The sequence below is a fragment of the Kitasatospora sp. NPDC090091 genome (assembly GCF_044747365.1).
In the GTDB taxonomy this organism is placed as follows: Bacteria; Actinomycetota; Actinomycetes; order Streptomycetales; family Streptomycetaceae; genus Kitasatospora.
Genome location: NZ_JBIVDY010000008.1, coordinates 1 through 24,280, shown reverse-complemented (window position 1 = coordinate 24,280; position 24,280 = coordinate 1). Strand labels below are relative to the sequence as shown.

22 protein-coding genes are annotated in these 24,280 nt (G+C 71.2%); 6 read left to right on the top strand and 16 right to left on the bottom strand.

Annotation, left to right across the window (positions count from 1 at the left end; all coding sequences use genetic code 11):
- Window positions 1-27: 27 nt before the first annotated feature.
- The 6 genes from ACIPSC_RS15625 to ACIPSC_RS15600 all read right to left on the bottom strand — a co-directional run bounded on the left by ACIPSC_RS15625 (window position 28) and on the right by ACIPSC_RS15600 (window position 7,580).
- Complete coding sequence (locus tag ACIPSC_RS15625; protein ID WP_400826135.1) at window positions 28-1,821, bottom strand: bifunctional metallophosphatase/5'-nucleotidase; 1,794 nt, start codon at window positions 1,819-1,821, stop codon at window positions 28-30.
- A gap of 239 nt (window positions 1,822-2,060) precedes the next feature.
- The gene (locus ACIPSC_RS15620) at window positions 2,061-3,410 is read right to left on the bottom strand and encodes an ATP-binding protein (protein WP_400826134.1); all 1,350 of its coding nucleotides are present in this window, start codon (window positions 3,408-3,410) and stop codon (window positions 2,061-2,063) included.
- A gap of 18 nt (window positions 3,411-3,428) precedes the next feature.
- The gene (locus tag ACIPSC_RS15615) at window positions 3,429-5,003 is read right to left on the bottom strand and encodes an SCO6880 family protein (protein WP_400826133.1); all 1,575 of its coding nucleotides are present in this window, start codon (window positions 5,001-5,003) and stop codon (window positions 3,429-3,431) included.
- A gap of 7 nt (window positions 5,004-5,010) precedes the next feature.
- Window positions 5,011-6,282, bottom strand: coding sequence for a hypothetical protein (locus ACIPSC_RS15610; protein WP_400826132.1), 1,272 nt, complete (start codon window positions 6,280-6,282; stop codon window positions 5,011-5,013).
- Complete coding sequence (locus ACIPSC_RS15605) at window positions 6,272-7,093, bottom strand: hypothetical protein (RefSeq protein ID WP_400826131.1); 822 nt, start codon at window positions 7,091-7,093, stop codon at window positions 6,272-6,274. Before ACIPSC_RS15605 ends, ACIPSC_RS15610 begins: the two co-directional genes overlap by 11 nt.
- Window positions 7,094-7,229: 136 nt before the next feature.
- Window positions 7,230-7,580, bottom strand: coding sequence for a hypothetical protein (locus tag ACIPSC_RS15600; protein ID WP_238861116.1), 351 nt, complete (start codon window positions 7,578-7,580; stop codon window positions 7,230-7,232).
- Window positions 7,581-7,828: 248 nt separating this feature from the next.
- On the opposite strand from ACIPSC_RS15600, the gene ACIPSC_RS15595 reads away from it, so the two are divergent.
- Window positions 7,829-9,022, top strand: coding sequence for an NlpC/P60 family protein (locus ACIPSC_RS15595; RefSeq protein ID WP_400826435.1), 1,194 nt, complete (start codon window positions 7,829-7,831; stop codon window positions 9,020-9,022).
- A gap of 193 nt (window positions 9,023-9,215) precedes the next feature.
- Window positions 9,216-9,929 carry a phosphatase PAP2 family protein gene (locus tag ACIPSC_RS15590; RefSeq protein ID WP_400826130.1) on the top strand — a complete coding sequence of 238 codons (714 nt, stop codon included), beginning with the start codon at window positions 9,216-9,218 and terminating at the stop codon, window positions 9,927-9,929.
- Window positions 9,930-10,001: 72 nt separating this feature from the next.
- Here the strand turns inward: ACIPSC_RS15590 and ACIPSC_RS15585 are convergent, their stop codons facing one another.
- Entirely contained in the window at window positions 10,002-10,190 is a 189-nt protein-coding gene (locus ACIPSC_RS15585) for a hypothetical protein (protein WP_400826129.1), read from the bottom strand.
- A gap of 163 nt (window positions 10,191-10,353) precedes the next feature.
- On the opposite strand from ACIPSC_RS15585, the gene ACIPSC_RS15580 reads away from it, so the two are divergent.
- Window positions 10,354-11,256: a hypothetical protein gene (locus tag ACIPSC_RS15580; protein WP_400826128.1), complete on the top strand. Its 903-nt coding sequence runs from the start codon at window positions 10,354-10,356 to the stop codon at window positions 11,254-11,256.
- Window positions 11,257-11,428: 172 nt separating this feature from the next.
- A complete protein-coding gene (locus tag ACIPSC_RS15575) occupies window positions 11,429-11,626 on the top strand; it encodes a hypothetical protein (protein WP_313765031.1) in 198 nt (65 codons plus the stop codon).
- Window positions 11,627-11,629: 3 nt separating this feature from the next.
- On the opposite strand, the gene ACIPSC_RS15570 is transcribed toward ACIPSC_RS15575, so the two are convergent.
- On the bottom strand, window positions 11,630-11,989 hold the full coding sequence (locus tag ACIPSC_RS15570; protein WP_238861108.1) for a metal-sensitive transcriptional regulator: 360 nt from the start codon (window positions 11,987-11,989) through the stop codon (window positions 11,630-11,632).
- A 305-nt stretch (window positions 11,990-12,294) separates the two neighbouring features.
- On the opposite strand from ACIPSC_RS15570, the gene ACIPSC_RS15565 reads away from it, so the two are divergent.
- Together ACIPSC_RS15565 and ACIPSC_RS15560 are read left to right on the top strand one after the other, a co-directional pair.
- The gene (locus ACIPSC_RS15565) at window positions 12,295-12,915 is read left to right on the top strand and encodes a DUF47 family protein (RefSeq protein WP_313765029.1); all 621 of its coding nucleotides are present in this window, start codon (window positions 12,295-12,297) and stop codon (window positions 12,913-12,915) included.
- Between the two features lie 5 nt (window positions 12,916-12,920).
- The gene (locus tag ACIPSC_RS15560) at window positions 12,921-13,916 is read left to right on the top strand and encodes an anion permease (protein ID WP_400826127.1); all 996 of its coding nucleotides are present in this window, start codon (window positions 12,921-12,923) and stop codon (window positions 13,914-13,916) included.
- Between the two features lie 331 nt (window positions 13,917-14,247).
- Here ACIPSC_RS15560 and pstB read toward each other — a convergent pair whose 3' ends face one another.
- The 8 genes from pstB to mshD all read right to left on the bottom strand — a co-directional run bounded on the left by pstB (window position 14,248) and on the right by mshD (window position 24,141).
- On the bottom strand, window positions 14,248-15,024 hold the full coding sequence (pstB, locus tag ACIPSC_RS15555) for a phosphate ABC transporter ATP-binding protein PstB (protein ID WP_400826125.1): 777 nt from the start codon (window positions 15,022-15,024) through the stop codon (window positions 14,248-14,250).
- 42 nt (window positions 15,025-15,066) lie between these two features.
- Entirely contained in the window at window positions 15,067-16,143 is a 1,077-nt protein-coding gene (gene pstA / locus ACIPSC_RS15550) for a phosphate ABC transporter permease PstA (RefSeq protein WP_400826124.1), read from the bottom strand.
- Complete coding sequence (gene pstC, locus ACIPSC_RS15545; RefSeq protein ID WP_400826123.1) at window positions 16,140-17,120, bottom strand: phosphate ABC transporter permease subunit PstC; 981 nt, start codon at window positions 17,118-17,120, stop codon at window positions 16,140-16,142. Before pstC ends, pstA begins: the two co-directional genes overlap by 4 nt.
- Before the next feature lie 147 nt (window positions 17,121-17,267).
- Window positions 17,268-18,407, bottom strand: a complete 1,140-nt coding sequence (pstS, locus tag ACIPSC_RS15540; protein WP_400826122.1) for a phosphate ABC transporter substrate-binding protein PstS — start codon at window positions 18,405-18,407, stop codon at window positions 17,268-17,270.
- A gap of 389 nt (window positions 18,408-18,796) precedes the next feature.
- Window positions 18,797-19,222, bottom strand: coding sequence for an NUDIX hydrolase (locus ACIPSC_RS15535; RefSeq protein WP_400826433.1), 426 nt, complete (start codon window positions 19,220-19,222; stop codon window positions 18,797-18,799).
- Window positions 19,223-19,319: 97 nt separating this feature from the next.
- A complete protein-coding gene (locus tag ACIPSC_RS15530) occupies window positions 19,320-20,408 on the bottom strand; it encodes a CHAD domain-containing protein (RefSeq protein ID WP_400826121.1) in 1,089 nt (362 codons plus the stop codon).
- A 160-nt stretch (window positions 20,409-20,568) separates the two neighbouring features.
- The gene (locus ACIPSC_RS15525) at window positions 20,569-22,746 is read right to left on the bottom strand and encodes an RNA degradosome polyphosphate kinase (protein ID WP_400826119.1); all 2,178 of its coding nucleotides are present in this window, start codon (window positions 22,744-22,746) and stop codon (window positions 20,569-20,571) included.
- A 390-nt stretch (window positions 22,747-23,136) separates the two neighbouring features.
- On the bottom strand, window positions 23,137-24,141 hold the full coding sequence (gene mshD / locus ACIPSC_RS15520) for a mycothiol synthase (protein ID WP_400826118.1): 1,005 nt from the start codon (window positions 24,139-24,141) through the stop codon (window positions 23,137-23,139).
- Window positions 24,142-24,280 lie beyond the last annotated feature (139 nt).

Genomic DNA, 24,280 nt, shown 5'->3' with positions numbered 1-24,280 from the left:
CCCGCCCGCCTCATGTCCGGCACACGGTCAGTCGATGTCGCTGCCCGGGCCGATGACCTTGATCCGGTCCTGCGCCGGGGCCTGCAGCGGCGAGGCCGCCGAGCTGTGGGCACCGAGGTAGGCCGTGAAGACGTCCAGGTCCGAGGCGCCGACCAGCTTGTCGGTGCCGGCCGCGAAGGCCGGGAAGCCGTCGCCGCCGCCGGCCAGGAACTCGTTGGCCGCGACCCGGTACTTGCCGGCCGGGTCGATCGGAGCGCCGTTGAGGCGGACGGAGTCCACCAGCACGCGGTCGGCACCGGTCTTGCGCATGTCCAGGGTGTAGCTCAGGCTCTTGGACACCTGGAGGATCTTCGGCGCGGCGTCGTTGCCACCGCTGACCTGCTGCTGCAGCACCTGGACCAGCTGGGCACCGGTCAGCGTCTTGACCTGCATCATGTTGGTGAACGGCTGGACGGTGAACGCCTCGCCGTAGGTCACCACGCCGTCGCCCTCGGCGCCGCTCGCCTTGTACACCAGGTCCGAGCGGATGCCGCCCGGGTTCATGAAGGCGATCTGCGCGCCGCCCTTGTCGGCCGGGGCGAGGCCCTCCAGCTGAGCGTCGGCGATCACGTCACCGAGCGGCTTCTCCAGGTCGCTGCTGCCGCGGCCGTTGAGGTCCGAACCGATGTAGCCGATCGGGCGGTTGGCGATCGGGGCGGCCAGCTTGGAGTAGTGCGCGATCAGCTCCGTCATGTCCGGGGCCTTCTCGACCGTGCGGCGCACGACGTGGTTCTCGGCCTTGACCGACGGGCGGACGATGGCGCCGGTGGTCTTGTCGAGCTTCAGGTTGATCTCGGTGAAGAGCCGGCCGAAGGAGGCGGCACTGGTCACCGAGCGCGGCACGCCCTGCGGGTCCGGGATGGTGCAGGCGTACGCGTTGTGGGTGTGGCCGGTGACGATGGCGCCGATCGCCGGGTCCAGGTTCTTGGCGATGTCGACGATCGGGCCGGAGATGCCCTGGCCGGCCGTGCCGCAGTCGTAGTTGTACGTGCTGCCGGCCGGGTAGCCGCCCTCGTGGATCAGCGCGACGATCGAGTTGACGCCCTGCTTCTTCAGCTCCGCGGCGTACTTGTTGATCGTGGCGACCTCGTTGCCGAACTTCAGGCCCTTGACGCCCTCGGCGGTCACGATGTTCGGCGTGCCCTCCAGGGTGGCGCCGATGAAGCCGACCTTCACGCCCTGCGACTTGGTCACCCAGTACGGGGCCAGGATCGGCTTGCCGGTCTTCTCGTTGGTGACGTTGGCGGCCAGGTAGTTGAAGTTGGCGCCCTTGAACTTGCGCCCCTCCTCGTAGCAGCCGTCGACCGGGTGGCAGCCGCCCTCCTGGAGCCGGATCAGCTCCTTGGCGCCCTCGTCGAACTCGTGGTTGCCGACCGCGGTGACGTCCAGGCCGAGCTTGTCCATCGCCTCGATGGTGGGCTCGTCGTGGAAGAGGGCCGAGGTCAGCGGCGAGGCACCGACGATGTCGCCGGCCGCGACGGTGATCGAGTCGTCGGCCGGGATCCGGGCCTGGCGCAGCGCGGTGGCCAGGTACTCGATGCCGCCGGCCGGGGTCGAGACGACCTGACCGGTCGCCGGGTCGATCTCCTTGATGGTGCCGGACGAGCCGGCCGGGGGCTCCAGGTTGCCGTGGAAATCGTTGATCGCCAGCAGCTGGAGGTTGACGGTCTTGTTTCGCTTGGCGTCCGCGGCCTGGGCGGCGGTCGGTACGACCACCGCGCCGAGCAGACCGGCGGAGGCGACGACGGCGAGCGCCGTACGTCGGGATCTGGCGGTGAGCATGAAGGGTCCCCTGCACCTCGAAGAGCGCCCAGTTGTGGGAAGGTCCGGGCGTCGGCCATGAATTGCGCGAGTGCAGCCTAGAGTCAACGCGCGTAGCTGTCAGGACCCCGAACGTAACGACCGGGTTACCTACTGACGAATCGTCGTCGTCCGACACCACCGGGACCGCCCGGGGACCGGCCCCCGCCGACCGCCGGAGGACCGGGCCGGACCAGCCCGGCGAGCGGGACGTGACGGCGTCAGACGCCCGGCTCGGCCGCCAACTGCCGTTCTGCGCGGGCCCGCTCGGCCACCGCGTCCTCCGTCATCGCCCGGTCGGTGTAGACCAATGGCCGCTCGGTCTCGGTGATGATGTGCTTCACCACCTGGACGTTGCCGTTCACGTCCCAGACCGCGATGCCCGGCGAAAGTGTGGGAATGATCTCCACCGCCCAGCGCGGCAGACCGAGCACCCGGCCGGTGGCTCTCGCCTCCTCGGCCTTCTGCATGTAGATGGTCCGGGTGGAGGCCATCTTCAGGATCGCCGACGCCTCCTTGGCCGCCGCACCGTCCACCACGTCCGACAGGTGGTGCACCACGGCGACGAAGGAGAGCCCGAGCCGGCGGCCGAACTTCAGCAGCCGCTGGAAGAGCTGGGCCACGAAAGGGCTGTTGATGATGTGCCAGGCCTCCTCGACCAGGAAGATCCGCTTCCTCCGGTCCGGCCTGATCCAGGTGTGCTCCAGCCAGACGCCGACGATCGCCATCAGGATCGGCATCGCGATGGAGTTGCGGTCGATGTGCGAGAGGTCGAAGACGATCAGCGGCGCGTCCAGGTCGATGCCGTCCGTGGTCGGCCCGTCGAACATGCCGCGCAGGTCGCCGTCGACCAGCCGGTCCAGCACAAGCGCCACGTCAAGGCCCCAGGACTGCACCTCGTCCACCGCGACGCCGAGCGACTCCACCGAGGACAGCTCGGGGTTGCGCAGCGTGTCGATGATGTCGTCCAACACCGGCTGGCGGTCCGTCACCGTCGCCACCACGTGGGCGTGCGCCGCCTTGAGCGCGAAGCCGGCCCGCTCCTCCAGGCCACGCCCCATCGCCACCTCGATGATGGTGCGCAGCAGCGACAGCTGGCCGGTCTGGGTGATCGCCGGGTCCAGCGGGTTGAGCTTCACCCCGCCGTCCCGGGCCGCCATCGGGTCGAGCCGGATCGACTTTATGCCCAGTGCGTCGGCGATCAGGTTCCACTCGCCGACGCCGTCCTCGCCCTGGGCGTCCAGCACCACCACCTGCCGGTCGCGGAAGCGCAGTTGGCGCAGGACGTAGGTCTTCTCCAGCGCCGACTTGCCGTTGCCGGACTCGCCCAGCACCAGCCAGTGCGGGGCCGGGAGCTGCTGCCCGTACAGCTGGAACGGGTCGTACACGTACCCCTTGCCGCTGTACACCTCACGCCCGATGATCACACCCGAGTCGCCCAGCCCCGGTGCGGCGGTGGGCAGGTAGACCGCCTGCGCCTGGCCGGTGGAGGTGCGCACCGGCAGCCGGGTGGTCTCCACCTTGCCGAACATCAGGCTGGTGAACGCGTCGGTGAGGTTGCCGAGCGCCATGCGGGGCCTCCAGGAGGATCAGCGGCGGATGCCGGTGGCGAACGGCAGGGTGTTGACGAACGCGCGATGGTGCTCGCGGTCGCACCATTCGAGCTTGAGGTAGCTCTTGCCCGCCGAGGCGCGGATGGTCCGCTTGTCGCGGGCCAGCGCGTCGGGGTTGCGCGAGGAGACCGTGATGTAGCCGACCAGGTTGACCCCGGCCGCGCCGGAGGCGAGGTCGTCGCCGCGCTGGTCGACCCGGCCGGTGTGGGCCAGGTCGCGCGGGTCGACCGTGCGGTTCATCTTGGCCGCGCGGCTGGCCTCCGCCTCGTCGTTGGTCTTCTCGGTCAGCATCCGCTCGATCGCGACGTCGGTCGGCTCCAGGTCCATCGTCACCGCGACCGTGCGGATCACGTCCGGGGTGTGCACCAGCAGCGGCGCCAGGAAGTTGACGCCGACCGGGGTCAGCGGCCACTCCTTGATCCAGGCGGTGGCGTGGCACCAGGGTTCGCGGGTCACCGACTCACGGGTCTTCGCCTGCAGGAACTGCGGGTGGGTCGCGTCCAGCTCGGCCGGCCAGGCGTTGCGCCGGGACATCGCCTGGATGTGGTCGATCGGGTGGTCCGGGTCGTACATCGAGTGCAGCAGCGAGGAGAGCCGCGCCTGGCCGAGCGGCTGGCGCACCCGGATGTCCGCCTCCGCCAGCCGCGCGCAGATGTCCGTCAGCTCGCGCGCCATCACCGCGGCCAGGCCCTCGTCGTCCCGGGCCCGCCGGCCGGTGGCCGTCCGCCCCATCGCGTGCGCCTCGGCCGCCAGGTCGCGGGTGTAGTGCATGCAGGCCACCAGGTACGCCCGGTGCTGCTCGGACGAGGTCGACACCATCGACTGCAGCTGGTCGTACGAGTCCTGCAGCCAGCGCGGCGAGTCCACGTCGCCGCGCCGCTCCACGTCCTTGGCGTGCGCGTCCGGGTCTGCGGGCAGCGTCCGGGCCAGGATCTGCAGCCGGGTCACGAAGCCGTCCCCGTTGGCGACGTGCTTCAGCAGCGTGCCGAACCGGTCGACCAGCGCCTCCTGGTCCTCCGAGTCACGCAGCCCGACGCCCGGGCCCTCGATCTCGATCGCTGCCGTGACCGTCCGCCGCTCCAGGTGCATCAGCACCCCAACCTCGTCCGGCCCGAACGGCGCCGCCAGCCAGCGCAGCCGCCCGACCCCGGGCGGCGGCCCGACCTCGACCTCGCGCCCGTCCAGCCGGGTGCCGGCGTCCATCGCGTCCGACCGCCACACCGCCCGGCCGCTGCGGACCGTCCGGCGGTAGGTGCGGTTGATCTCCACCCACTTGTAGAACGTCCGCCGCCGGTACGGCACGTAGACCGCCGCGATGGCCAGCGCGGGCAGGCCGACCAGGCCGGCGATGCGCAGCGGCAGGATCGGCATCATCAGGCCCCAGACCATGCCGAGGAAGGCCCCGAAGATGATCAGGACGATCTCGCCGGACTCCCGGTTGCGCCCGATCGGCGCGTTCGGGCGGGCCTTGCCGATCAGGTAGGTGCGGCGCTGGTGCACGTACGGCTGGGCGTACTGGGCACCGTACTGGCCGAGCGGTTCGCTGCTCACTTACCCGTCACCCTCCCTTCGCTGGATTGCTGTCGCGGATCGGAACCGAAGCCTGCGGCGGCGGGGCGGGGGCACGCGTGGCGTGGGCCGCGATGCCCGGCGCGACCGAGCCGCCGCCGGCGCCCGGGCTCCCGCCGCCGACGCCCTGCGGGCCGCGGTCGCCGTGCGTGCTGATGCCCTGCTTCACGAGGTTCGCGGTGCCGTTGATCATCGCCGATCCGGCGGAGACCGCGCTCGCCCGGGCGTGCCGCATGCTCATGATCTCGTCGCCGAAGCCCGGCACGAAGCGGTAGACGGCGGCGCTCGCGAAGATCGACAGGAACAGGATCGCCAGGCCCGACAGCACCCGGGCGAAGTCGTCGCTCGCCCCGGCGCCGGTCGCCACCGCGCCGGCCAGCCCGAGGATGATCACGATGATCGGCTTCGCCAGGTCCACCGCCAGCATCACCCCCGCCCAGCGGCGCACGTGCTTCCACAGCTGCTTGTCCACCAGCCCCGCGTACACCGCGGTCCCCAGCAGCGCCCCCACGTACAGCATCGCCGCCCGGATCAGCAGCTCGATCCAGAGCACCGCCGCGGCCAGCACGGCCACCAGCGACACGATGATCAGGATCAGCGGGCCACCGCCCATGCTGCCCTTCTCCAACGTGTCCGCGAACCCTCCCAGGTACGTCCCGGTGTCCGACTTCGTCCCCACCGCGACCGCCTTGGTCAGCCCGTCCGTCGCGCTCACCACGGTGTACAGGATCAGCGGCGTGAACGCCGAGGCCACCACGGTCAGCCAGAGGAAGCCGATCGCCTCCGAGATCGCCGTCGTCAGCGGCGCCCCGCGCACGGCCCGCTTCGTCACCGCCAGCAGCCAGAGCACCAACGTGATGATCGTCGACGCGGCGAACACCACCGCGTACTGCTGCAGGAACGACGCATTGGTGAAGTCCACCTGCGTCGTCCCGTCGATCGCCCCCGACAGGTTCCGCACCACCCACGACGCCGCCTGCGCACACCCCTTCGCCAACGACCCCAACGGATCGGTGACACTCCCGACGGTGCCACCGCCGGGAACGGATCCGCCTCCGGGCTTCGAGGCGCAGTAGACGCCGCTCCCGGGCAGGGGCAGGACATCACAGTCGTTGCCGGTGGGCGACGCACTGGGGCTGGGGCTGGGCTCGGCCGCCGCATCGGAGGCCGACACCAGAACGACGGCCTGGAACACGAGCAATGCCCCGGCAACACCACCGACGCGGGCCGTCTTCCAGATGGCTGGACCCTCACCGCGCATAGCGGAATCCTCCGAACTGCTGGACGGCGCCGGTGATCTCGTCGGCGGTGGCGGCCTGTTGGTCGCCCGGCATCGGGGCTGGGCCCTGCCGGCTTGCGTAGTCGGTGAGCTTCCAGTCGCTGCCCGTCCAGCGGAGGGTCAGGGTGAGCGTGTACCAGTTCGCCGTGACTGGCTGGACGGAGCGCTCGCCCGCGAGGCCGGTGAGGCCGGTGCACCAGACCTCGACCTTGGTCTCGCTGTCGCCGTAGCCGACCGCTTTGGCGCCCACCGGGACGGTCCGGCTGACGAAGGTGAGGCCCTTGGGCGCGCGGCCCTGGGCGTCGAGGCCGTAGCGGGTGGCGGTGTCGCCGCCGAAACCCTGGTCCAGGCGGGTCTGGAGGGACTGGGCGGCGGACGGGTCGGCGATGGTGGCGATGATGGTGTGGCGGCTGTCGGTGCGGAACATCTCGGCGGAGCCGATGGCCACCGCGTAGTTGGCAGCGGCCGACTGCGCGCCCTGCTCGGTGTGCGGGAAGCCGGCGGCGATGCCGTTGGCGGTGGTGGCGACGGGCTGGTCGCCGCTGGGGGCGGGGCCGGCGCCGGAGGGGGCGGTGGGGGTGGCGGCCGCGCCGTCGGCGGAGCGGCCGGCGGGGGCCGGGTCGGGCTTGCCGCGGTTGGCGATGGAGATCGCGACGACCAGCAGCGTGACGACCACGAGGACGGTCACCAGGGTGCGCAGCGGGCGCGACTGACGGCCGTTCGGCTGGGAGGAGGGCTGTTCACCGACCGGCAGCCGCGTACGGGTGTGCGGCTGGTCGTCGGACAACGGCACGGCGGCCCTCCTGGTGCGGGGAGCCGGGGCGGCTCCGGGGCCCCTCCGCCCGTGGACGGGGGCGGAGGGCGGGTGGTGGATGGATTCCCGACGGGGTCGGCCGCGTCCTCACGGGGACGTCAGGGCTGTCCGATCGTCAGATCGCCATGCCGTAGACAATGGTGAACAGAGTGCCGAGTGATCCAATGATGAACACGCCGGTCAGTCCGGCGATGATCAGCCCCTTGCCCTGCTCGGCGCCGAAGCTGTCGCGCATCGCGGTGGCGCCGATGCGCTGCTTGGCCGCGCCCCAGACGGCGATGCCGAGGCAGGCCAGGATGGCCACGGCCATGACGACCTCGACCATCACCCGGGCCTCGGAGCCGAGGCTCGCGAACGGGCCCCAGTCCGGGGCGATCCCGCCGATGATGGTGTCGATATTCGGCTTCTTAGGAGGCTCCTCGGCCAGGTGGCCGATCGCGATGCTGTCCACGCTGCTCAGGTTCATTTCCATCTCACCGCCCGATCAGGCAAATTCAAGGGCCCAGACCCCGTCCGCGCGAAGGGTCCGAACCTATTCTTGGCCAGATCTGATGTCGACTTGGCTACTTCTCGCGGATTGGTCGTGAGGCATCGGACACGTACGCGAGGATGTCCACCGTACGAAGGATAGCGCTCACTCTTTGTATCTCTGATGATTGCGGTGAGCAACGCCTTCCGGGACACTTCGACTGACGATTCGTCGGGATGGTGCTGATGGTACTCCGGAAGGCCGGTACGGCCGCCGCCGCTGCGGGAGTTGTCGCGATCGGCTTCGTCGGCCTGGTGACGGTCGGGACGTATGCGGCCAGCGGTACGCCGCAGCAGTCGGCCAATCGCGCCGGACTCTCCCGTGGAACCGTTCCGGCGGCCTACCAGGGGCCGATCGAGCAGTGGGGCTCGCTCTGTCCGGAGATCTCCCCGCCGATGCTCGCGGCGCAGCTGTACCAGGAAAGCGGTTTCGACCCGGGCGCCCGATCCGGCGTGGGCGCACAGGGAATGGCGCAGTTCATGCCGGCGACCTGGGCGACATACGGCACCGACGGCAACAATGACGGCCGGAAGGACGTCTGGGACCCGTTCGACGCCATCGCCTCGGCGGCGACGTTCGACTGCGCGCTCGCCAAGGACGTCGCCGGTGTGCCGGGCGACCGGCAGGCCAACGTCCTGGCCGCGTACAACGCCGGCCCGTACGCGGTGACGAAGTACAACGGGATCCCGCCGTACCGGGAGACGCAGGGCTACGTGCGCAACATCCAGGCCATGGCCCGCAGTTTCACCGCGCCGACCGCGCCGGTGGAGGTCTCCCAGCAGTCCGCCGGCGCCATCTACTTCGCGCAGACCAAGCTCGGCACGCCGTACCTGTGGGGCGGCGAGGGGCTGCCCTCGCAGAACGGGCGGTTCGACTGCTCGGGGCTCACCCAGGCCGCGTACGCCAGCGTGGGCATCACGCTCCCCCGGGTGGCCAACGACCAGTGGTACGCCGGTCCGCACCCGTCGCGGGACCAGCTGCGCCCGGGGGACCTGGTGTTCTGGGCGACCGACCTGAGCGACCCGCGCAGCATCCACCACGTCGGCATCTACGTCGGCGGCGGCTACATGATCGACGCCCCGCACACCGGCGCGGTGATCCGCTACGACAAGATCGACACCAAGGAGTACATCGGCGCCACCCGGGTCACCACGGACGGCGCGCAGGCGCTGCCGGGCCGCAACGCGGACGGCAGCATCACCGCGCCGAGCCGCCCCGGCGATCCCGCACCCGCGGCCCCCGCCGCGCCCGCCCCGGCCACACCGGCCCCGGCCGCCCTGACCGCCCCCGACCCCTCATCCACGGCGTCCCGGCCCGCCGGCTCCGCGGCGGCCCGCCCCACCCCGACAGGTCCAGGTCAAAACAGCGCAAAGAGCTGACCCGTCCCGGACCCCCGGGTGTGAGTGCACTGTGGACGCTGAGTCAAGTTTCCATAACCCCCAGTTTCCGTGGAACGCTGTGCCCCGGTTATGACGTTGTGTCCGGTGGTCCGCCGTCACCCCCCTGATCCGGGCGGGGCAGAGCGGACCACGGCCGGAACGACCAGTGCAGCGGACCAGAAGGAGGTGCGGCGTGTCGACGCCGCTTGCCGACACGACCAACCCCGACCTCGGCCTGCTCTACGCCGTCAACGGCCTGGCCAAGCGCTCCCCGGAGTGGCTGGACCACCTGGTCTCCTGGATCGGCGAGTACGGCATCCTGATCGGCCTTGCCCTGCTGGGCCTGGTCGGCTGGCTGCAGGCGAGACGCCGGCCGGACGCCCCGGTGGCCGTCGCCGGGCTGCTCTGGGCCCCGCTGGCGACCGCCATCGCCGAGCTGGCCAACCTGCCGATCGCCGCCATCGTCGACCGCCCGCGCCCCTTCGTCGACCACACCGGGCTGGACGTCCTGGTCGAGGGCAAGGCGGGCACGCACTCCTTCGTCAGCGACCACTCGACCATGTCGATGGGCATCGCGGTGGGGCTGTTCCTGGTCAACCGGAAGCTCGGCTGGATCGCCGGCGGCCTCGCCCTGCTGCAGGGCTTCTGCCGGATGTACATGGGCGTCCACTACCCCACCGACGTGATCGGCGGCTTCGCGCTCGCCACCGCGGTCGTGCTGCTGCTGGCGCCGATCGCGATGGCCGTGCTGGTGCCGCTCTGTCACGCGCTGAGCCGCACCGCCGTCGCCCCGCTGATCCGGGCCCCCCAGGGCGGACCGCGACCGCGCGGCGGACGCAAGCGCGGCGGCGCCCGCGGCGCCGTCCGGGCCGACGAGCAGCCGCCGGAGTCCGACCTCGCGGCCTGAACCGCCGTGGCCGGCCCGGGCCCCCGGCAGCTTCGCAGGGGGCCCGGTACCAAGGGGTTCGGGGAGCGGCCGCTACGCCGGGCCGCCGCTCTCGGCCAGGTGGTCGGCGGCCTCGCGTCTGGTCAGGTCCCGGGAGCGGCGGGCCGGTGAGAACCAACCGCAGACGCAGCTCGCGTAGCAGAAGGAACCGCGTTCGCTGATCGCGACACGGTGCTCGGGCATCGGGGTGGTGCCGGGCCCCGCCGGCAGCTCACTGTGCACGTACCTCACCGTAACGCGCTCCGGACCCGGCGCGCGACGCCCGGTGCGCGCCGGGTACCGCGTAACTCCCGGCACCCCAACTCGTTTGCCCGGAAAGAGCTCTGCCCACCCGGTGGTGGTCGGCGGAGCAGTCGGGCCCGAGGGGGTTGTGGCGAGGATGAATGTGACCGACGAGCAGCGCGGCGGCCGGCGGCCGGGCCGCCCGCTGCCCCAGCTGCGCTCGGCGGCCGGAGCCGTCGTACTCGCCGCCGCCCTGGCCGGGCTGGCCGGCTGCTCGGGCGGCGCCACGGGTTCCGCCGGCTCGGCCGACCGGAAGCCGGCCGCCCCCGACCAGCTCTCGGCGGACCCGCTGACGGCCGTTCGCAGCGCCGCCGACATCACCGGCCGGACCGGCTCCGCACACGCGGCCACCGAGCTGGTCACCGAGTCCGCCGAGAAGAAGGCCGTCTTCACCGGCACCGGCGGGTACGACTACGTGAAGCGGATCGGGCGGCTGGAGGTGGCCGTGCCGCCCGGTGCGGCGACCACCGGGAAGATCGTCGAAGTGGTCCTGCCCGGCACCGTCTACCTGCAGAACAGCGGCGCCAAGGTGCCCGAGGGCAAGTGGGTCAAGCTGGACGTGCGCCAGCTGCCGGACGGCAACCTGGTGAGCAGCGGCGCCACCGACCCGGCCTCCGCCGCGGGCGCGCTGCGCGGGGCTCAGAAGGCCGAGCTGGTCGGCATCGAGACGGTCGGCGGTGTGCCGCTGAAGCACTACCGGGGCACCCTGGACCTCGCCAAGGCCGCCGAGGCGACCGGCGGCCGCGGCGGGGACGGCCTGCGGATGGGGGCGCAGACCTTCACCGTCCGGGACGTCCCGTACGACGTCTGGCTGGACGAGCAGGGGCGGCTGCACAAGGTGGTCGAGGTCTACACCTTCGCCGGCGCGCCCGGCTCGAAGGAGGCGAAGGACCAGGTGAAGGTGGTGTCGACGACCTCGCTGGCCGACTTCGGCAAGCCGGTGGAGGCGGCCGAGCCCGCCGCTGCCGACATCTACGCGATGAAGCCCACGGAGAGCCCGAAGTAACCGGACGCAGGGGCGCCGCCGGCGCCGGTGGGTCACCCGGGATCGCCCGGCCCACCCGTTTCGGCGGCCCCGAGATGGCCCGTCCGTGCCATGTGGGCGGGCTCCGAAGTGCCTAGGCTGGAGGGCGGGTGGCTGCCGCCCGGGCTGGCGAGGCACTGAAGGGGTGGTGCAGGTGGTGTCGTCCACGGGCGGCCGCAGCGGCGGCCACGACGACGCGGCCCTCGACGAGATCGACCTGGCCGGCGAGCTGATGATCGCCGCCACGGCCAGCACCGGCGACCGGCTGCCGACCGAGCGGATCGACGAGGTGCTGCTGGACCGGCCCGACGGCGGGGCGTCCGCCGACGGGCCGTCGGAACCGGGGAGCTGAGGGTCAGCTGCGCAGCAGCCGGCCGATCGCGGCGGTGGCCTCCGCCACCTTGGCGTCCAGCTCGGCGCCGCCCTCCTCGGCGGCCGCGGCGACGCAGTGCCGCAGGTGCTCCTCCAACAGCGAGAGCGCGAAGGACTGCAGCGCCTTGGTGCCGGCCGAGACCTGGGTCAGCACGTCGATGCAGTAGACGTCCTCGTCGACCATCCGCTGGAGGCCGCGGATCTGGCCCTCGATCCGGCGCAGCCGCTTCAGGTGGGCGTCCTTCTGGGCGCTGTAGCCGTGCTGGCCGTGCCCGCCGTGGTGGGCGTGCGGCTCGGCCCCGGGCGTGTGGTCCGGCTCGGTGCGCGCTTCCGTCGTGGTCATCGGCCCGCCTTCGTATCAGTGCCTGGTGGCTGCGTCGACCTCCAGTGTCCAACACGCGGACCCCTCGTGGTGTTCCCCCGTAAGGGCTGACACCCGGGCTTCCGTTCGCAGGACGGGGGCAATCGGGACGAGGTTCCGTCAGACTGGGGGCTCGCGTCTGCACAGGGAAGTGCGGGCCGGATCCACCGCTGCGGCGGCCAACCGGAAGGGGAGGTTCCGGCTCCTCCCCCACCACCCCGTTTGCGTGATCGTGCTCGGTTGCACCTAGCATCGTTCAGTCCGAACCCCGCACATCGGAGATTTCCGTGCGTTTTAGCCTGACCCCGAAGGAGACGAGCTTCTACGACATGTTCGCCGCAGCCGCGGAGAACCTCGTCGTCGGATCGAAGCTCCTGCTGGAACTGCTGGGATCAGACGTGTCGACCCGCGCGGAGATCGTCGAGCGCATGCGCGCCGCCGAGCACGCCGGGGACGACACCACCCATGCCGTCTTCCACCAGCTGAACTCCTCCTTCATCACGCCCTTCGACCGCGAGGACATCTACAGCCTCGCCTCGTCGCTGGACGACATCATGGACTTCATGGAGGAGGCCGTCGACCTGGTCGTCCTCTACGACATCCAGACCCTGCCGAAGGGCATCGAGCAGCAGATCGAGGTGCTGGCGCGCGCCGCCGAGCTCACCGCCGAGGCGATGCCCAACCTGCGCAGCATGTCGAACCTCACCGAGTACTGGATCGAGGTCAACCGACTGGAGAACCAGGCGGACCAGATCCACCGCAAGCTGCTCGCCCACCTGTTCTCCGGCCAGTACGACGCCATCGAGGTGCTCAAGCTCAAGCAGGTCGTGGACGTCCTTGAGGAGGCGGCGGACGCGTTCGAGCACGTCGCCAACACGGTGGAGACCATCGCCGTCAAGGAGTCCTGACCCCCGTGGACACGGCAGCACTCATCGTCGTCATCGGCGTTGCGTTCTTCTTCACCTATACCAACGGCTTCCACGACTCCGCGAACGCCATCGCCACCTCGGTCTCCACCCGGGCACTGACCCCGAAGGCCGCGCTCGCGATGGCCGCGGTGATGAACCTGGCCGGCGCCTTCCTCGGCAGCGGCGTGGCGCACACCGTCTCCAGCGGCATCATCGAGACCCCCAGCGGCAACCAGGGCATGGCGATCCTCTTCGCCGCGCTGATCGGCGCGATCGCCTGGAACCTGGTCACCTGGTACTTCGGCCTGCCGTCCTCCTCCTCGCACGCCCTCTTCGGCGGCATGGTGGGTGCGGCGCTGGCCGGCGGCACCGAGGTGATCTGGAGCGGGGTCATCGACAAGATCATCATCCCGATGATCGTCTCCCCGGTGGTCGGCCTGGTCGGCGGCTACCTGGTGATGCTGGCGATCCTCTGGATATTCCGGCGGGCCAACCCGCACCGCGCCAAGCGCAACTTCCGCGTCGCCCAGACCGCCTCGGCCGCCGCCATGGCGCTCGCGCACGGCCTGCAGGACGCCCAGAAGACCATGGGCATCGTGGTGATGGCCCTGGTGATCTCCGGCAACCAGGCCACCTACGACATCCCGGTCTGGGTGAAGATCTCCTGCGCGACGATGCTCTCGCTGGGCACCTACGCGGGCGGCTGGCGGATCATGCGGACGCTCGGCCGGAAGATCATCGAGCTGGACCCGCCGCAGGGCTTCGCCGCCGAGACCACCGCGTCGATCGTCATGTACATCACCTCGTTCGTCTACAAGGCGCCCATCTCCACCACCCACGTGATCACCTCGGCGATCATGGGTGTCGGGGCCACCAAGCGGATCCGCGCGGTCCGCTGGGGCGTCGCCAAGAACATCGTGCTCGGCTGGTTCATCACGATGCCGGCGGCCGCCCTCGTCGCAGCGCTGATCTACTGGTTCGTCCACCTCTTCTGGGGCTGAGCCCCCGGGCGCCGTGCGCCGGGGCCACGCCCTGGAGCACGGCCCGGAGTGCCCGGCGCCCCGGAGACGGAACGGCCTCCCGGAGATGGAACGACGTCCCGGAGGCGGAACGACGTCCCGGAGCTGGAACGACGTCCCGGAGCTGGAACGACGTCCCGGGAACGGAACGCCCCCGCGGGCGGACGGCCGAAGGGCCGACGGACGCCGGGGAAAGAACAGGGCCCGCCCCCACATCTCGGGGGCGGGCCCTTCTTCATACTTCGCGGCGGCACCGCCATGCAGCACCGCGAAGCAGTCTGTGGCGCGAGGAGTGCTCCTCAGCCGGGATGGCTCAGCCGAAGCGGCCGGAGATGTAGTCCTCGGTGGCCTGGACCGACGGGTTGGAGAAGATCCGCTGGGTGTCGTCCAGCTCGATCAGCTTGCCCGGCTGGCCGACGCCGGCCAGGTTGAAGAAGGCGGTGCGGTCGCTGACGCGGGCCGCCTGCTGCATGTTGTGCGTCACGATGACGATCGTGAACTGCTCCTTCAGCTCGCCGATCAGGTCCTCGATGGCGAGGGTGGAGATCGGGTCGAGGGCGGAGCAGGGCTCGTCCATCAGCAGGACCTGCGGCTCGACCGCGATGGCGCGGGCGATGCAGAGGCGCTGCTGCTGACCGCCGGAGAGGCCGGCGCCCGGCTTGCTCAGCCGGTCCTTGACCTCGTTCCAGAGGTTGGCGCCCTTGAGGGACTTCTCCACCACGCCGTCCAGGACGGACTTCTTGCGCACACCCGCGAGCTTCAGCCCGGCGACCACGTTGTCGTAGATCGACATGGTCGGGAACGGGTTCGGGCGCTGGAAGACCATGCCGACCGAGCGGCGGACGGCCACCGGGTCGACGTTCGAGGCATACAGGTTCTCGTCGTCCAGAAGGACCTTGCCCTCGACGCGGGCGCCGGGGATCACCTCGTGCATGCGGTTGAGGGTCCGCAGGAAGGTGGACTTGCCGCAGCCGGAGGGGCCGATGAAGGCCGTCACGGAGCGGGGTTCGATGCTCATCGAGATGTCCTCGATGGCCTTGGTGTTGCCGTAGAAGGCCGACAGTCCGCTGACGTCGATGCGCTTGGCCATGATCCTTCGTCTTCTCTCAGTACTCGTACGTCAGTCGGCCGGTCAGTGTCCGGCCTTGGGCGAGCGCCAGCGTGCGATGCCCCGGGCGATGAGGTTCAGCCCCATCACGAAGGCGATCAGCACCAGCGCGGCACCCCAGGCACGGGCGTAGCCGTAGTCGTTGTTGACCATTGCGTACTGCTGCCAGATGTACATCGGCAGCGACTGCTGCGGTCCGTCGAACGGGTTGTTGTTGATGTAGTCGGCACCGAAGACCAGCATCATCACCGGAGCCGTCTCACCCGTGATGCGGGCGACCGCGAGCATCACACCGGTGGTGATGCCGCCGATGGCGGTGGGGAGGACGATCCGCAGGATGGTCTTCCACTTCGGCACGCCGAGCGCGTACGACGCCTCGCGCAGCTCGTTCGGGACGAGCTTCAGCATCTCCTCGGTGGAGCGGACCACCACCGGCAGCATCAGGATCGCCAGCGCGAGGGCGCCCGAGAAGCCGGAGTAGTTGAAGCCGAGCGCGAGGTTCCAGAGGGAGAGGATGAACAGACCGGCGACGATCGACGGGACACCCGTCATGACGTCGACGAAGAAGGTGACGGCCTTGGCGAGCCGGCCGCGGCCGTACTCGACCAGGTAGACGGCGGTCAGCAGACCGATCGGGGCGGCGATCGCGGAGGCCAGCAGCACCTGCTCCAGGGTGCCGATCAGCGCGTGGTAGATGCCGCCGCCGGGGCCTGACTGGAGAACGCCCTTCATGGAGTGGCTCAGGAAGTTCCCGTTCACCACCTCGGCGCCCTGCTGGACCGTGTAGACCGTCAGCGCGAGCAGCGGGATGACCGCCAGGATGAAGGCGACCCAGACCATCGAGGTGGCGAGGCGGTCCTTGGCCTGGCGGCGGCCCTCGACCCGGGCCGCGAGCAGGTAGCTGATCGCCAGGAAGAGGACGGCGGAGATCAGGCCCCACTGGATGTGGCTCTCCAGGCCGCCGGCCGCGCCGATGGCGCAGCCGAGGGCGATCGAGCCGACGGTCACCGCCGCCGGAGCCCACTTGGGCAGTCGGTTCGCGGTCAGCGGGCGCCCCGCGGGGCGCGCGTCCGCGGGAACGGTAGTGGTCGCCGCGCTCATGCGTTGGCCCCCGAGTACTCCTTGCGGCGGGCGACGATCAGCCGCGCAGCACCGTTCACCAGCAGGGTGATCACGAACAGGACGAGGCCGGAGGCCATCAGCGCGTCCCGGCCGAAGGGCTGGGCCTCGCTGAACTTCAGCGCGATGTTCTGCGCGAAGGTGCCGCCGCCCGGGTCGAGCAGGTGCAGCGAGAAGACATTGTTGGACGAGAGCACCACCGCGACCGCGATGGTCTCGCCGAGCGCACGGCCGAGGCCGAGCATCGAGGCGGAGATGATGCCGGGGCGGCCGAACGGCAGCACCGCGGTGCGGATCATCTCCCAGCGGGTCGCGCCGAGCGCGAGCGCCGCCTCCTCGTGCATCCGTGGCACCTGCCGGAAGACCTCACGGGAGACCGCGGTGATGATCGGCAGGATCATGATCGCCAGCAGGATGCCGACGGTGAACAGGGTGCGCGGGGTGGTGCCGGCCCGGGACTGGTCGAAGATGTACGTCCAGCCGAGGTACTCGTCCATCCAGCTGGTCAGCCCGTCCAGGTGCGGGACCAGGAAGAGCGCGCCCCAGAGGCCGTAGATGATGCTGGGGACGGCCGCGAGCAGGTCCACCAGGTAGGCGAACGGCTGGGCGATCCGGCGCGGCGCGTAGTGCGAGATGAACAGCGCGATGCCGATGGCCACCGGAACGGCGATCGCCATCGCGATCAGCGCGCTGACGATGGTGCCGAAGGCGAGGACGGCGATGCCGAAGACCGGCTTCGGGGCGTCCGGCGTCCACTCGAAGGTGGTGAGGAAGTTGCCCTCGTTCTTGCTCAGGGCGATGCCCGAGCGCCAGGTCAGGAAGCCTGCGATGGCGGCCATGACGACCAGCAGCAGGATGCCCGACCCGCGGGACAGGTTCATGAAGATCTTGTCGCCGACGCGGCTGTCGCGCTTGCGGCGTTCCCTGCCTCGCGGGGGGGCAGGGGTGGATGAAGTCATTGGTCTACTCCGGTCTGGTGGTGCTGCCCCGAGGGGGCGGCACCCTGGCGGCGGTGCCCCGGACGTGTTGCATGGTGTGTGCTGTCCGGTGGGGCGGCCCCGGCCCCCCTCGTTCACGGGGCCGCTCCACCGGAGGTACTACGTGGATCAGGCCAGCGTCGGGATGACGGCGTTGACCTTGTCCGTCAGCTCCTTCGGCAGCGGGACGTAGCCCTTCTCACCGATGGCCTTCTGACCGGCGTCGCTCGCGCCGTAGGTCAGGAACGCCTTCAGGGTGTCGAGGGTGTCGGCCTTGTTGCCCTTGTCGCAGACGACCTCGTAGGTGACCAGGACGATCGGGTACGAGCCCTCGTCCTTGGTCGCGTAGTCGAGGGTCAGCGCCAGGTCGCTGCCGGTGCCGGCGATCTTGGCCTTGGCGAAGGTGTTGGCGGCGTTCGCGGCGGTGGCCTCGACCGGCTTGGCGGCACCGGTGGCGATCGCGGCGCTCTTCAGGTTGTTGGTCTGGGCGAACGACAGCTCGGCGTAGCTGATCGAGTTCTTGACCTGCTTCACCTGGGCCGAGACGCCGGCGGAGCCGTTGGCCGACTGGCCGCCCTTGCCCGCCCAGGTCTTGCTGGCCGGGTAGGACCAGGCGCCACCGGAGGTCTTGGCGAAGTACTTGGTCAGGTTGTCGGTGGTGCCGGAGTCGTCCGAGCGGTGGAAGGCCTGGATGTCGGCGTCCGGCAGCTTGGCGCCCGGGTTCAGGGCGACGATCGCCGGGTCGTTCCACTTGGTGATCTGCGAGTCGAAGATCTTGGCGGTGGTCGGGCCGTCCAGGACCAGGTTGTCGACGCCCTCGACGTTGAAGACGATCGAGATCAGACCCGCGACGAGCGGCAGGTTGACGCCCTGGCCGCCGGTGCAGACCGCCTTGGTGGCGTCGACCTCGGCCGGCTTCAGCGCCGAGTCGGAGCCGGCGAACTGGACCTTGCCCTGGGTGAACTGCTGGACACCGGCGCCGGAGCCGCCACCACCGTAGTTGATGGTCGCGCCGGAGCAGGCCGCGCCGAAGTTGGTCTTCCAGACGTCGATCGCGTTGCCCTGGGCGGTGGAACCCGCGGCGACCAGCGCGCTGGGCTTGCTGCCACAGTTGATCGCGGCGGCCGGGGCGGCCGAGCCGCTGCCACTGCCGGAGGCGGTGTTGTTGTTGTTCTCGTCCGAACCGCAGGCGGCGAGCGACAGCGAGCTGACGAGCGCCATGGCACCGATGGCGAGGGCCTTGGAGCGGCCGTTCCGCTGGAGCTTCACAGGGGTGTCCCTTTCTGTGGCATTGCCCGGCACGCGGGCCGTGCGAGCACGGCGGAGCGCGGGTTTTGCTGTGGTCCGGGGCCCGTTCGGCCCTCCGGTGTAGCCGAAGTTAGGCCGGGCAAGTGACACGTCAGCCGGTCCGAAGTGAACGGAGAGTGAACCTCGAACGGATGGCAGGAAACTACGTCAGGTAGTAACGGTTGCGTCACGGCAAGAGCGCGGGGAGATCACTTCCATGGTTCCTCCACAGGCCTGACCTCGCCCGACCCACCGGCCACTCCGGTCCCGCGGCAGCGGCCGCCCGGGTCCGACCGCACGCGACGCACCGGGACGCGGCACCCGTCGCGCCGGGCGGGCGCACACGGCCCGTAGCGCTCCGGCGGACGGCGCTACCGCAGCGGGCGGGCGCCCAGCAGCTCCAGCAGCGCGTCCACCAGTACCCGGTCCCGCTCGTGCGTCAGCCGGGCCCGGGCCTTGCCGGCCGGCAGCCACTCCAGCCGGTCCACCTCCCGGCTCGGCCGGAACGCCCCCGCCCCCGGCACCGCCGCCCAGTACCGGACCTCCTTCGGCCGCCCCTGCGCCAGGTAGTGCTGGGTCGGCAGCTCCGCCCCCAGCACGCAGGAGAAGCCGGTCTCCTCCCACACCTCGCGAAGCGCCGCCTCGACCACGCCCTCCCCCGGGTCGAGCTTGCCCTTCGGCAGGCTCCAGTCGTCGTACTTGGGGCGGTGGATCACCGCGATCCGCGGCCGCCCCAGCCGACCGCTCTTCTTCGGCCGCCCCGGCAGCCAGAGCACCGCACCCGCCGCCAGGATCACCGGCGCCCGACCGGCGGGGCCCGGGGTCGCCCCCGGCGCGGTGGAACGGGTCCGGGCGGGACCCTCGGCCTGCTCGGTGCTCAGGCGGTTGCGCAACTCATGCCATCCGGGGTGCGGGGGTGTACCCCCAGCCGCCCTCGGCAGGGGGGATCTCCAGCCAGCCGTCCAGGCCTGGCGGGAGCTCGGGCCACTGGCGGCCGAAGGCGTACCGGGCCGCCTCCACCTCCAGTCGTTGATCAGCATGCACCACCCCGAGCACGTACGCGGTCGCGGGTGTGATCCTGGGCGTCCGCGCCGCGGTGGCCGCGGTGACCGCCGCGTCCGAGGCGTCCTGGTGCCGCGCCAGCACCTCGTCCAGCTCGTCCAGCTCGACGGCCGGCCGGCTGCACACCTCCAGCGCGTACCGGGCCCGCTTCACCAGGATCCGCACCCGGTGCCACGGGGCGTCGTCCGCCGCCAGCGCCGTGTCCGCGTCCACCGCGCCCCGGGCCGCCGGCACCGAGCCGAGCCGGCGCAGCCCCTCCCCTCCGTACGGGGTGGCGGCGCGCTGCAGCGGCAGCTGCTGGGTGCTGGCGGTCAGCGCGGTGAACGCCGCCGCGGCCTGCGGCACCAGCACCGCCCCGGCCCGGCCGGCCGCCGCGTCCAGCAGCGGCGCCTCCGCCACCAGCAGCGTCATCCGGTCCGCCAGCGCGTGCAGCCGGGCGGAGCGGAGCTCCTGGAGGACGGTCGAGTGCGCCCTGGTCCGGGCCAGGGTCAGCTGGCGGTCGAGCAGCGCCCGCGCCTTCGGCGCCCCGGCGTGCCCGGCCAGCATCCCCGGCCCGTCCGCCTCCGTGCCCGTGAGCGCGTCCAGCGCCCCCAGCAGCCGGGCCGACCGGCGGACGTAGCCCGGCTCCAGCGCCAGCAGGTTCAGCAGCCAGCGCAGCTCGGTTCGCGACTCCTGCGCCCAGGACTGCTCGAAGGTCGCACCGAAGGTGTGCAGCAGCCCGCCGATCCGCCGCACCGCCCGCAGCAGGTCGGCCGTCCCGCCGGACGGCGCGGCCGCCGTGCCCGGTCTCGCGCCGACCTCGCCCACCGCCGTCGGCAGGGCGCGGAGGAACGCGCCGGCCTGGGCGGTGAGATGGCTGGAGAGGATGTCCCCGGCGGTCGCGGTGGAGGCCGCCTGGGCCGTCATCGGCGCATCGGTCATGGCTAGGTAGATCCCCGTTCCCCCGGGGCCGTCCCCCGGGGCTGGTGGCCGACCGCTGTGGCGGGTCCCGACCGCTCAGCGGCTCGCATCGGTGGCTCGCGTCGGCATCAGTGGCTCACGTCGGTGGGTCGCGTCCGTGCGTCGTGGCGGCGACGCACGGTCACCGGGCGGCGGCGGCCCGGCGGCGCTGGCGCGAGTCGATGAGCAGGTCCTGAACGTGCCGCAGCGGCTTGCCCTCGGTGTCCTGGGCGTGGCGGGTCCAGGTGCCGTCCGGGCCCAGGTGCCAGGACTCGGTCTCGTCCGACACCCCGAGGTCGATCAGCCCGGACAGCTCCGCCCGGTGCGCCGGGTCGGTGATCCGCAGCAGCGCCTCGATCCGGCGGTCCAGGTTCCGGTGCATCATGTCGGCGCTGCCGATCCAGACCTCCGGATCACCGTTGTTGCCGAACACGAAGATCCGAGAGTGCTCCAGGAACCGCCCGAGGATGCTGCGGACCCGGACGTTCTCGCTCAGCCCCGGCACGCCCGGCCGGATCGCGCAGATCCCGCGCACCCAGACGTCCACCGGCACCCCGGCCTGGGAGGCCCGGTAGAGCGCGTCGATGACCGCCTCGTCGACGATGGAGTTGACCTTGAGCTTCACGAAGGCCGGGCGGCCGTCCTTGTGGTGGGCGATCTCGTTGTGGATCCGCGAGATCAGCCCGTCCCGCAGGCCGCGCGGGGCGGTCAGCAGGCGGCGGTAGGACTCGCGGCGCGAGTAGCCGGAGAGCCGGTTGAAGAGGTCCGAGAGGTCCGCCCCGACCTGCGGGTCCGAGGTCAGCAGGCCGAGGTCCTCGTAGAGCCGGGCCGTCTTCGGGTGGTAGTTGCCGGTGCCCACGTGCGAGTAGCGGCGCAGCGTGTCGCCCTCCTGGCGCACCACCAGCGACAGCTTGCAGTGCGTCTTCAGGCCCACCAGGCCGTAGACGACGTGGCAGCCGGCCTCCTCCAGCTTGCGGGCCCACTTGATGTTCGCCTGCTCGTCGAAGCGCGCCTTGATCTCGACCAGGACGAGCACCTGCTTGCCGGACTCCGCCGCGTCGATCAGCGCGTCCACGATCGGCGAGTCACCGGAGGTCCGGTACAGCGTCTGCTTGATCGCCAGCACGTCCGGGTCGGCCGCGGCCTGCTCCAGGAAGGCCTGCACCGAGGTGGAGAAGCTGTCGTACGGGTGGTGCAGCAGCACGTCCCGCTCGCGCATCGCGGCGAAGATGTCCGGCTGCGAGGCCGACTCGACGTCGGTCAGGCCGCGGGCCGTACCCGCGACGAACTTCGGGTACTTCAGCTCCGGCCGGTCCAGGTCGGCGATGCCGAACAGACCGGTCAGGTCGAGCGGACCGGGCAGCGGGAAGACCTCCGCCTCGGTGATGTTCAGCTCCCGCACCAGCAGGTCCAGGATGTAGGGGTCGATCGACTCCTCGACCTCCAGCCGGACCGGCGGGCCGAAGCGCCGCCGCATCAGCTCCTTCTCCAGCGCCTTGAGGATGTTCTCGGTGTCGTCCTCCTCGACCTCCAGGTCCTCGTTGCGGGTGACCCGGAAGGCGTGGTGGGCGAGCACCTCCATCCCCGGGAACAGCTCCTCCAGGTGCGCACCCATGACGTCCTCCAGCGGCACGTACCGCTGCGGGGAGGCCTCCAGGAAGCGCGCGAGGGACTGCGGGACCTTCACGCGGGCGAAGTGCTTGTGCCCGGACACCGGGTTGCGCACGACGACGGCGAGGTTGAGGGAGAGTCCTGATATGTAGGGGAACGGGTGGGCCGGGTCCACCGCGAGCGGGGTGAGCACCGGGAAGATCTTCTGCCGGAAGAGCGTGTGCAGGCGGGCCTGCTCCTTCTCCGCCAGCTCGGCCCAGCGGGCCACCTCGATGCCCTCGGCGGCGAGGTCCGGCAGGACCTCCTGCTGGAAGGCGGCGGCGTGCCGCGCCATCAGCTCACGGGACCTGGTCCAGATCAGGTCGAGCACCTCGCGCGGCTGCAGGCCGGAGGCACTGCGCTGGGCCACGCCGGTGGCGATCCGGCGCTTCAGGCCGGCCACCCGGACCATGAAGAACTCGTCCAGGTTGCTGGCGAAGATCGCCAGGAACTTGGCCCGCTCCAGCAGCGGGATGGACGAGTCCTCGGCCAGCTCCAGGACGCGCTCGTTGAAGGCGAGCCAGCTGCGCTCGCGGTCCAGGAAGCGGCCCTGGGGCAGCTCCTCGAAGTCCTTGTCGTCGGCGGCCGGCAGCTCCGGCGGTATCCCCAGCGCACTCGACATCCGGGCCGGCGGGGACAGCGGGGCAGGGACGGGGCGGGGGATGCTCATGGGCTCCAGCTCCTCCAGCAGGACGGCGTCCGGTCGCGAAAGACTCAACGGGCCGTCGCCCTCGCCCGGTACCAGCGCCCACCCACCCGGCGCGGTCGCTACAGCACCGGCCGGTGAGTGTCGGCCGACGCTGCACGAGCGAGACACTACGGACTTCATCCTGTGATCTTCGCGGCAGCAATTGAATCCACGGTAAACACCGCATGGCCAGGAGGAAAGCTGAGTCGGTCGGGGTCGGGGGCGGTACGACCCACCAATTGCCCCGGACCCGTTCCTCCGCTATGGCCACGCGTATGGCCACGCGCTTCCGCCCGGTGTCTCCCGGGCTTCGGCCCGGACCGTGGCAGAGGCTCCGACTCGGCCTCCGCCGTGGCCCGGCTCGTGGCCCGGTCAGACCTCCCGACCGCCTCGGTAGGCGGCGCGGTACATGAGGTCCACCTCGTGGATGGCGAACCCCAGTCGTTCATATACCCGCACGGCGGCCGCATTGTCGGCGTCGACGTACAGAAGTACGGTCGCCAGGCCGCGCTCGCCCGGGCCGCCGCCGGTCAGGTGACGCAGGCCCGCCGCGGTGAGCGAACGGCCGAGGCCGCTGCCCTGCTCCGCCGGGTCCACACCGACGACGTACACCTCGCCGAGGGCCGGCTCGGTGCTGGTCGCCGGATGCACCTTCGTCCAGTGGAAGCCGACCACCTTGTCGCTGCGGATGGCGAGGAAGAAGCCCGCCGGGTCGAACCACGGCTCGGCCAGCCGCTCGGCGAGGTCCCGCTCGGTCCAGGCGCCCTGCTCGGGGTGGTGGGCAAAGGCCAGCGCGTTCAGCCGCAGCCACTCGGCGTCGTCCTCACCGGGCCGGAAGGTCCGCAGCTCGACGCCGTCCGGCAGGGAGACCTCGTCGGTCTGCGGTCCGGTCCGCCGCATCTGCCGCAGTTCGCGGACCAGCTCGGCGCCGTACTGCTCGGCCAGGTGCCGGGCCGCCGGGTGACCGCCGTGCACCCAGAAGTCGACGTGGTCGCGGCCGGCCCGGTGCGCCTCGGCCAGCACCGCATCGACCAGGGCCCGGCCGTGGCCGCGGCCGCGTGCCCCCGGGGCCACCACCAGCTCGGCGGCGGGGTTCCCCGCCGTGGCGCCCTGCGGCACCTCCAGCTGGCCGTATCCGACGTCGGCCCGACGGCCCTGCACGAAGTGGACCACCCCGGGCCGGCCGTCCTCGGCCGAACGCAGCCTGAGCCGCCCCTGCTCGGAGACCGCCGCCCGGCCGTCCGCCTCCTGGGCGTCGGCCAGCACGAGCAGCGCACCGTCACGCTGCTCGGGCCGCAGCACCTCGTGCGCGATCACGGCCCCCTCGTCGGTCGCCGGCGTGCCGTTGTAGAACCGCTGCTCCTGCTGTTCGTCCATGTCCTGACGATACGTCAACGGAAACGCAAAGAACCCCCGATCCGGAATGGATCGGGGGTTCTTCGGAATGATTGTTCGGCGGCGTCCTACTCTCCCACAGGGTCCCCCCTGCAGTACCATCGGCGCTGTGAGGCTTAGC

What these genes read in the sequence shown, in the direction of transcription:
- ACIPSC_RS15625 (WP_400826135.1), bottom strand. Translation starts at nt 1,821, where the DNA reads ATGCTCACCGCCAGATCCCGACGTACGGCGCTCGCCGTCGTCGCCTCC.
- ACIPSC_RS15620 (WP_400826134.1), bottom strand. Translation starts at nt 3,410, where the DNA reads ATGGCGCTCGGCAACCTCACCGACGCGTTCACCAGCCTGATGTTCGGC.
- ACIPSC_RS15610 (WP_400826132.1), bottom strand. Translation starts at nt 6,282, where the DNA reads ATGCGCGGTGAGGGTCCAGCCATCTGGAAGACGGCCCGCGTCGGTGGT.
- ACIPSC_RS15600 (WP_238861116.1), bottom strand. Translation starts at nt 7,580, where the DNA reads ATGAACCTGAGCAGCGTGGACAGCATCGCGATCGGCCACCTGGCCGAG.
- ACIPSC_RS15595 (WP_400826435.1), top strand. Translation starts at nt 7,829, where the DNA reads ATGGTACTCCGGAAGGCCGGTACGGCCGCCGCCGCTGCGGGAGTTGTC.
- ACIPSC_RS15570 (WP_238861108.1), bottom strand. Translation starts at nt 11,989, where the DNA reads ATGACCACGACGGAAGCGCGCACCGAGCCGGACCACACGCCCGGGGCC.
- pstB (WP_400826125.1), bottom strand. Translation starts at nt 15,024, where the DNA reads ATGGCCAAGCGCATCGACGTCAGCGGACTGTCGGCCTTCTACGGCAAC.
- pstA (WP_400826124.1), bottom strand. Translation starts at nt 16,143, where the DNA reads ATGAGCGCGGCGACCACTACCGTTCCCGCGGACGCGCGCCCCGCGGGG.
- pstC (WP_400826123.1), bottom strand. Translation starts at nt 17,120, where the DNA reads ATGACTTCATCCACCCCTGCCCCCCCGCGAGGCAGGGAACGCCGCAAG.
- ACIPSC_RS15530 (WP_400826121.1), bottom strand. Translation starts at nt 20,408, where the DNA reads ATGACCGATGCGCCGATGACGGCCCAGGCGGCCTCCACCGCGACCGCC.
- ACIPSC_RS15525 (WP_400826119.1), bottom strand. Translation starts at nt 22,746, where the DNA reads ATGAGCATCCCCCGCCCCGTCCCTGCCCCGCTGTCCCCGCCGGCCCGG.
- mshD (WP_400826118.1), bottom strand. Translation starts at nt 24,141, where the DNA reads ATGGACGAACAGCAGGAGCAGCGGTTCTACAACGGCACGCCGGCGACC.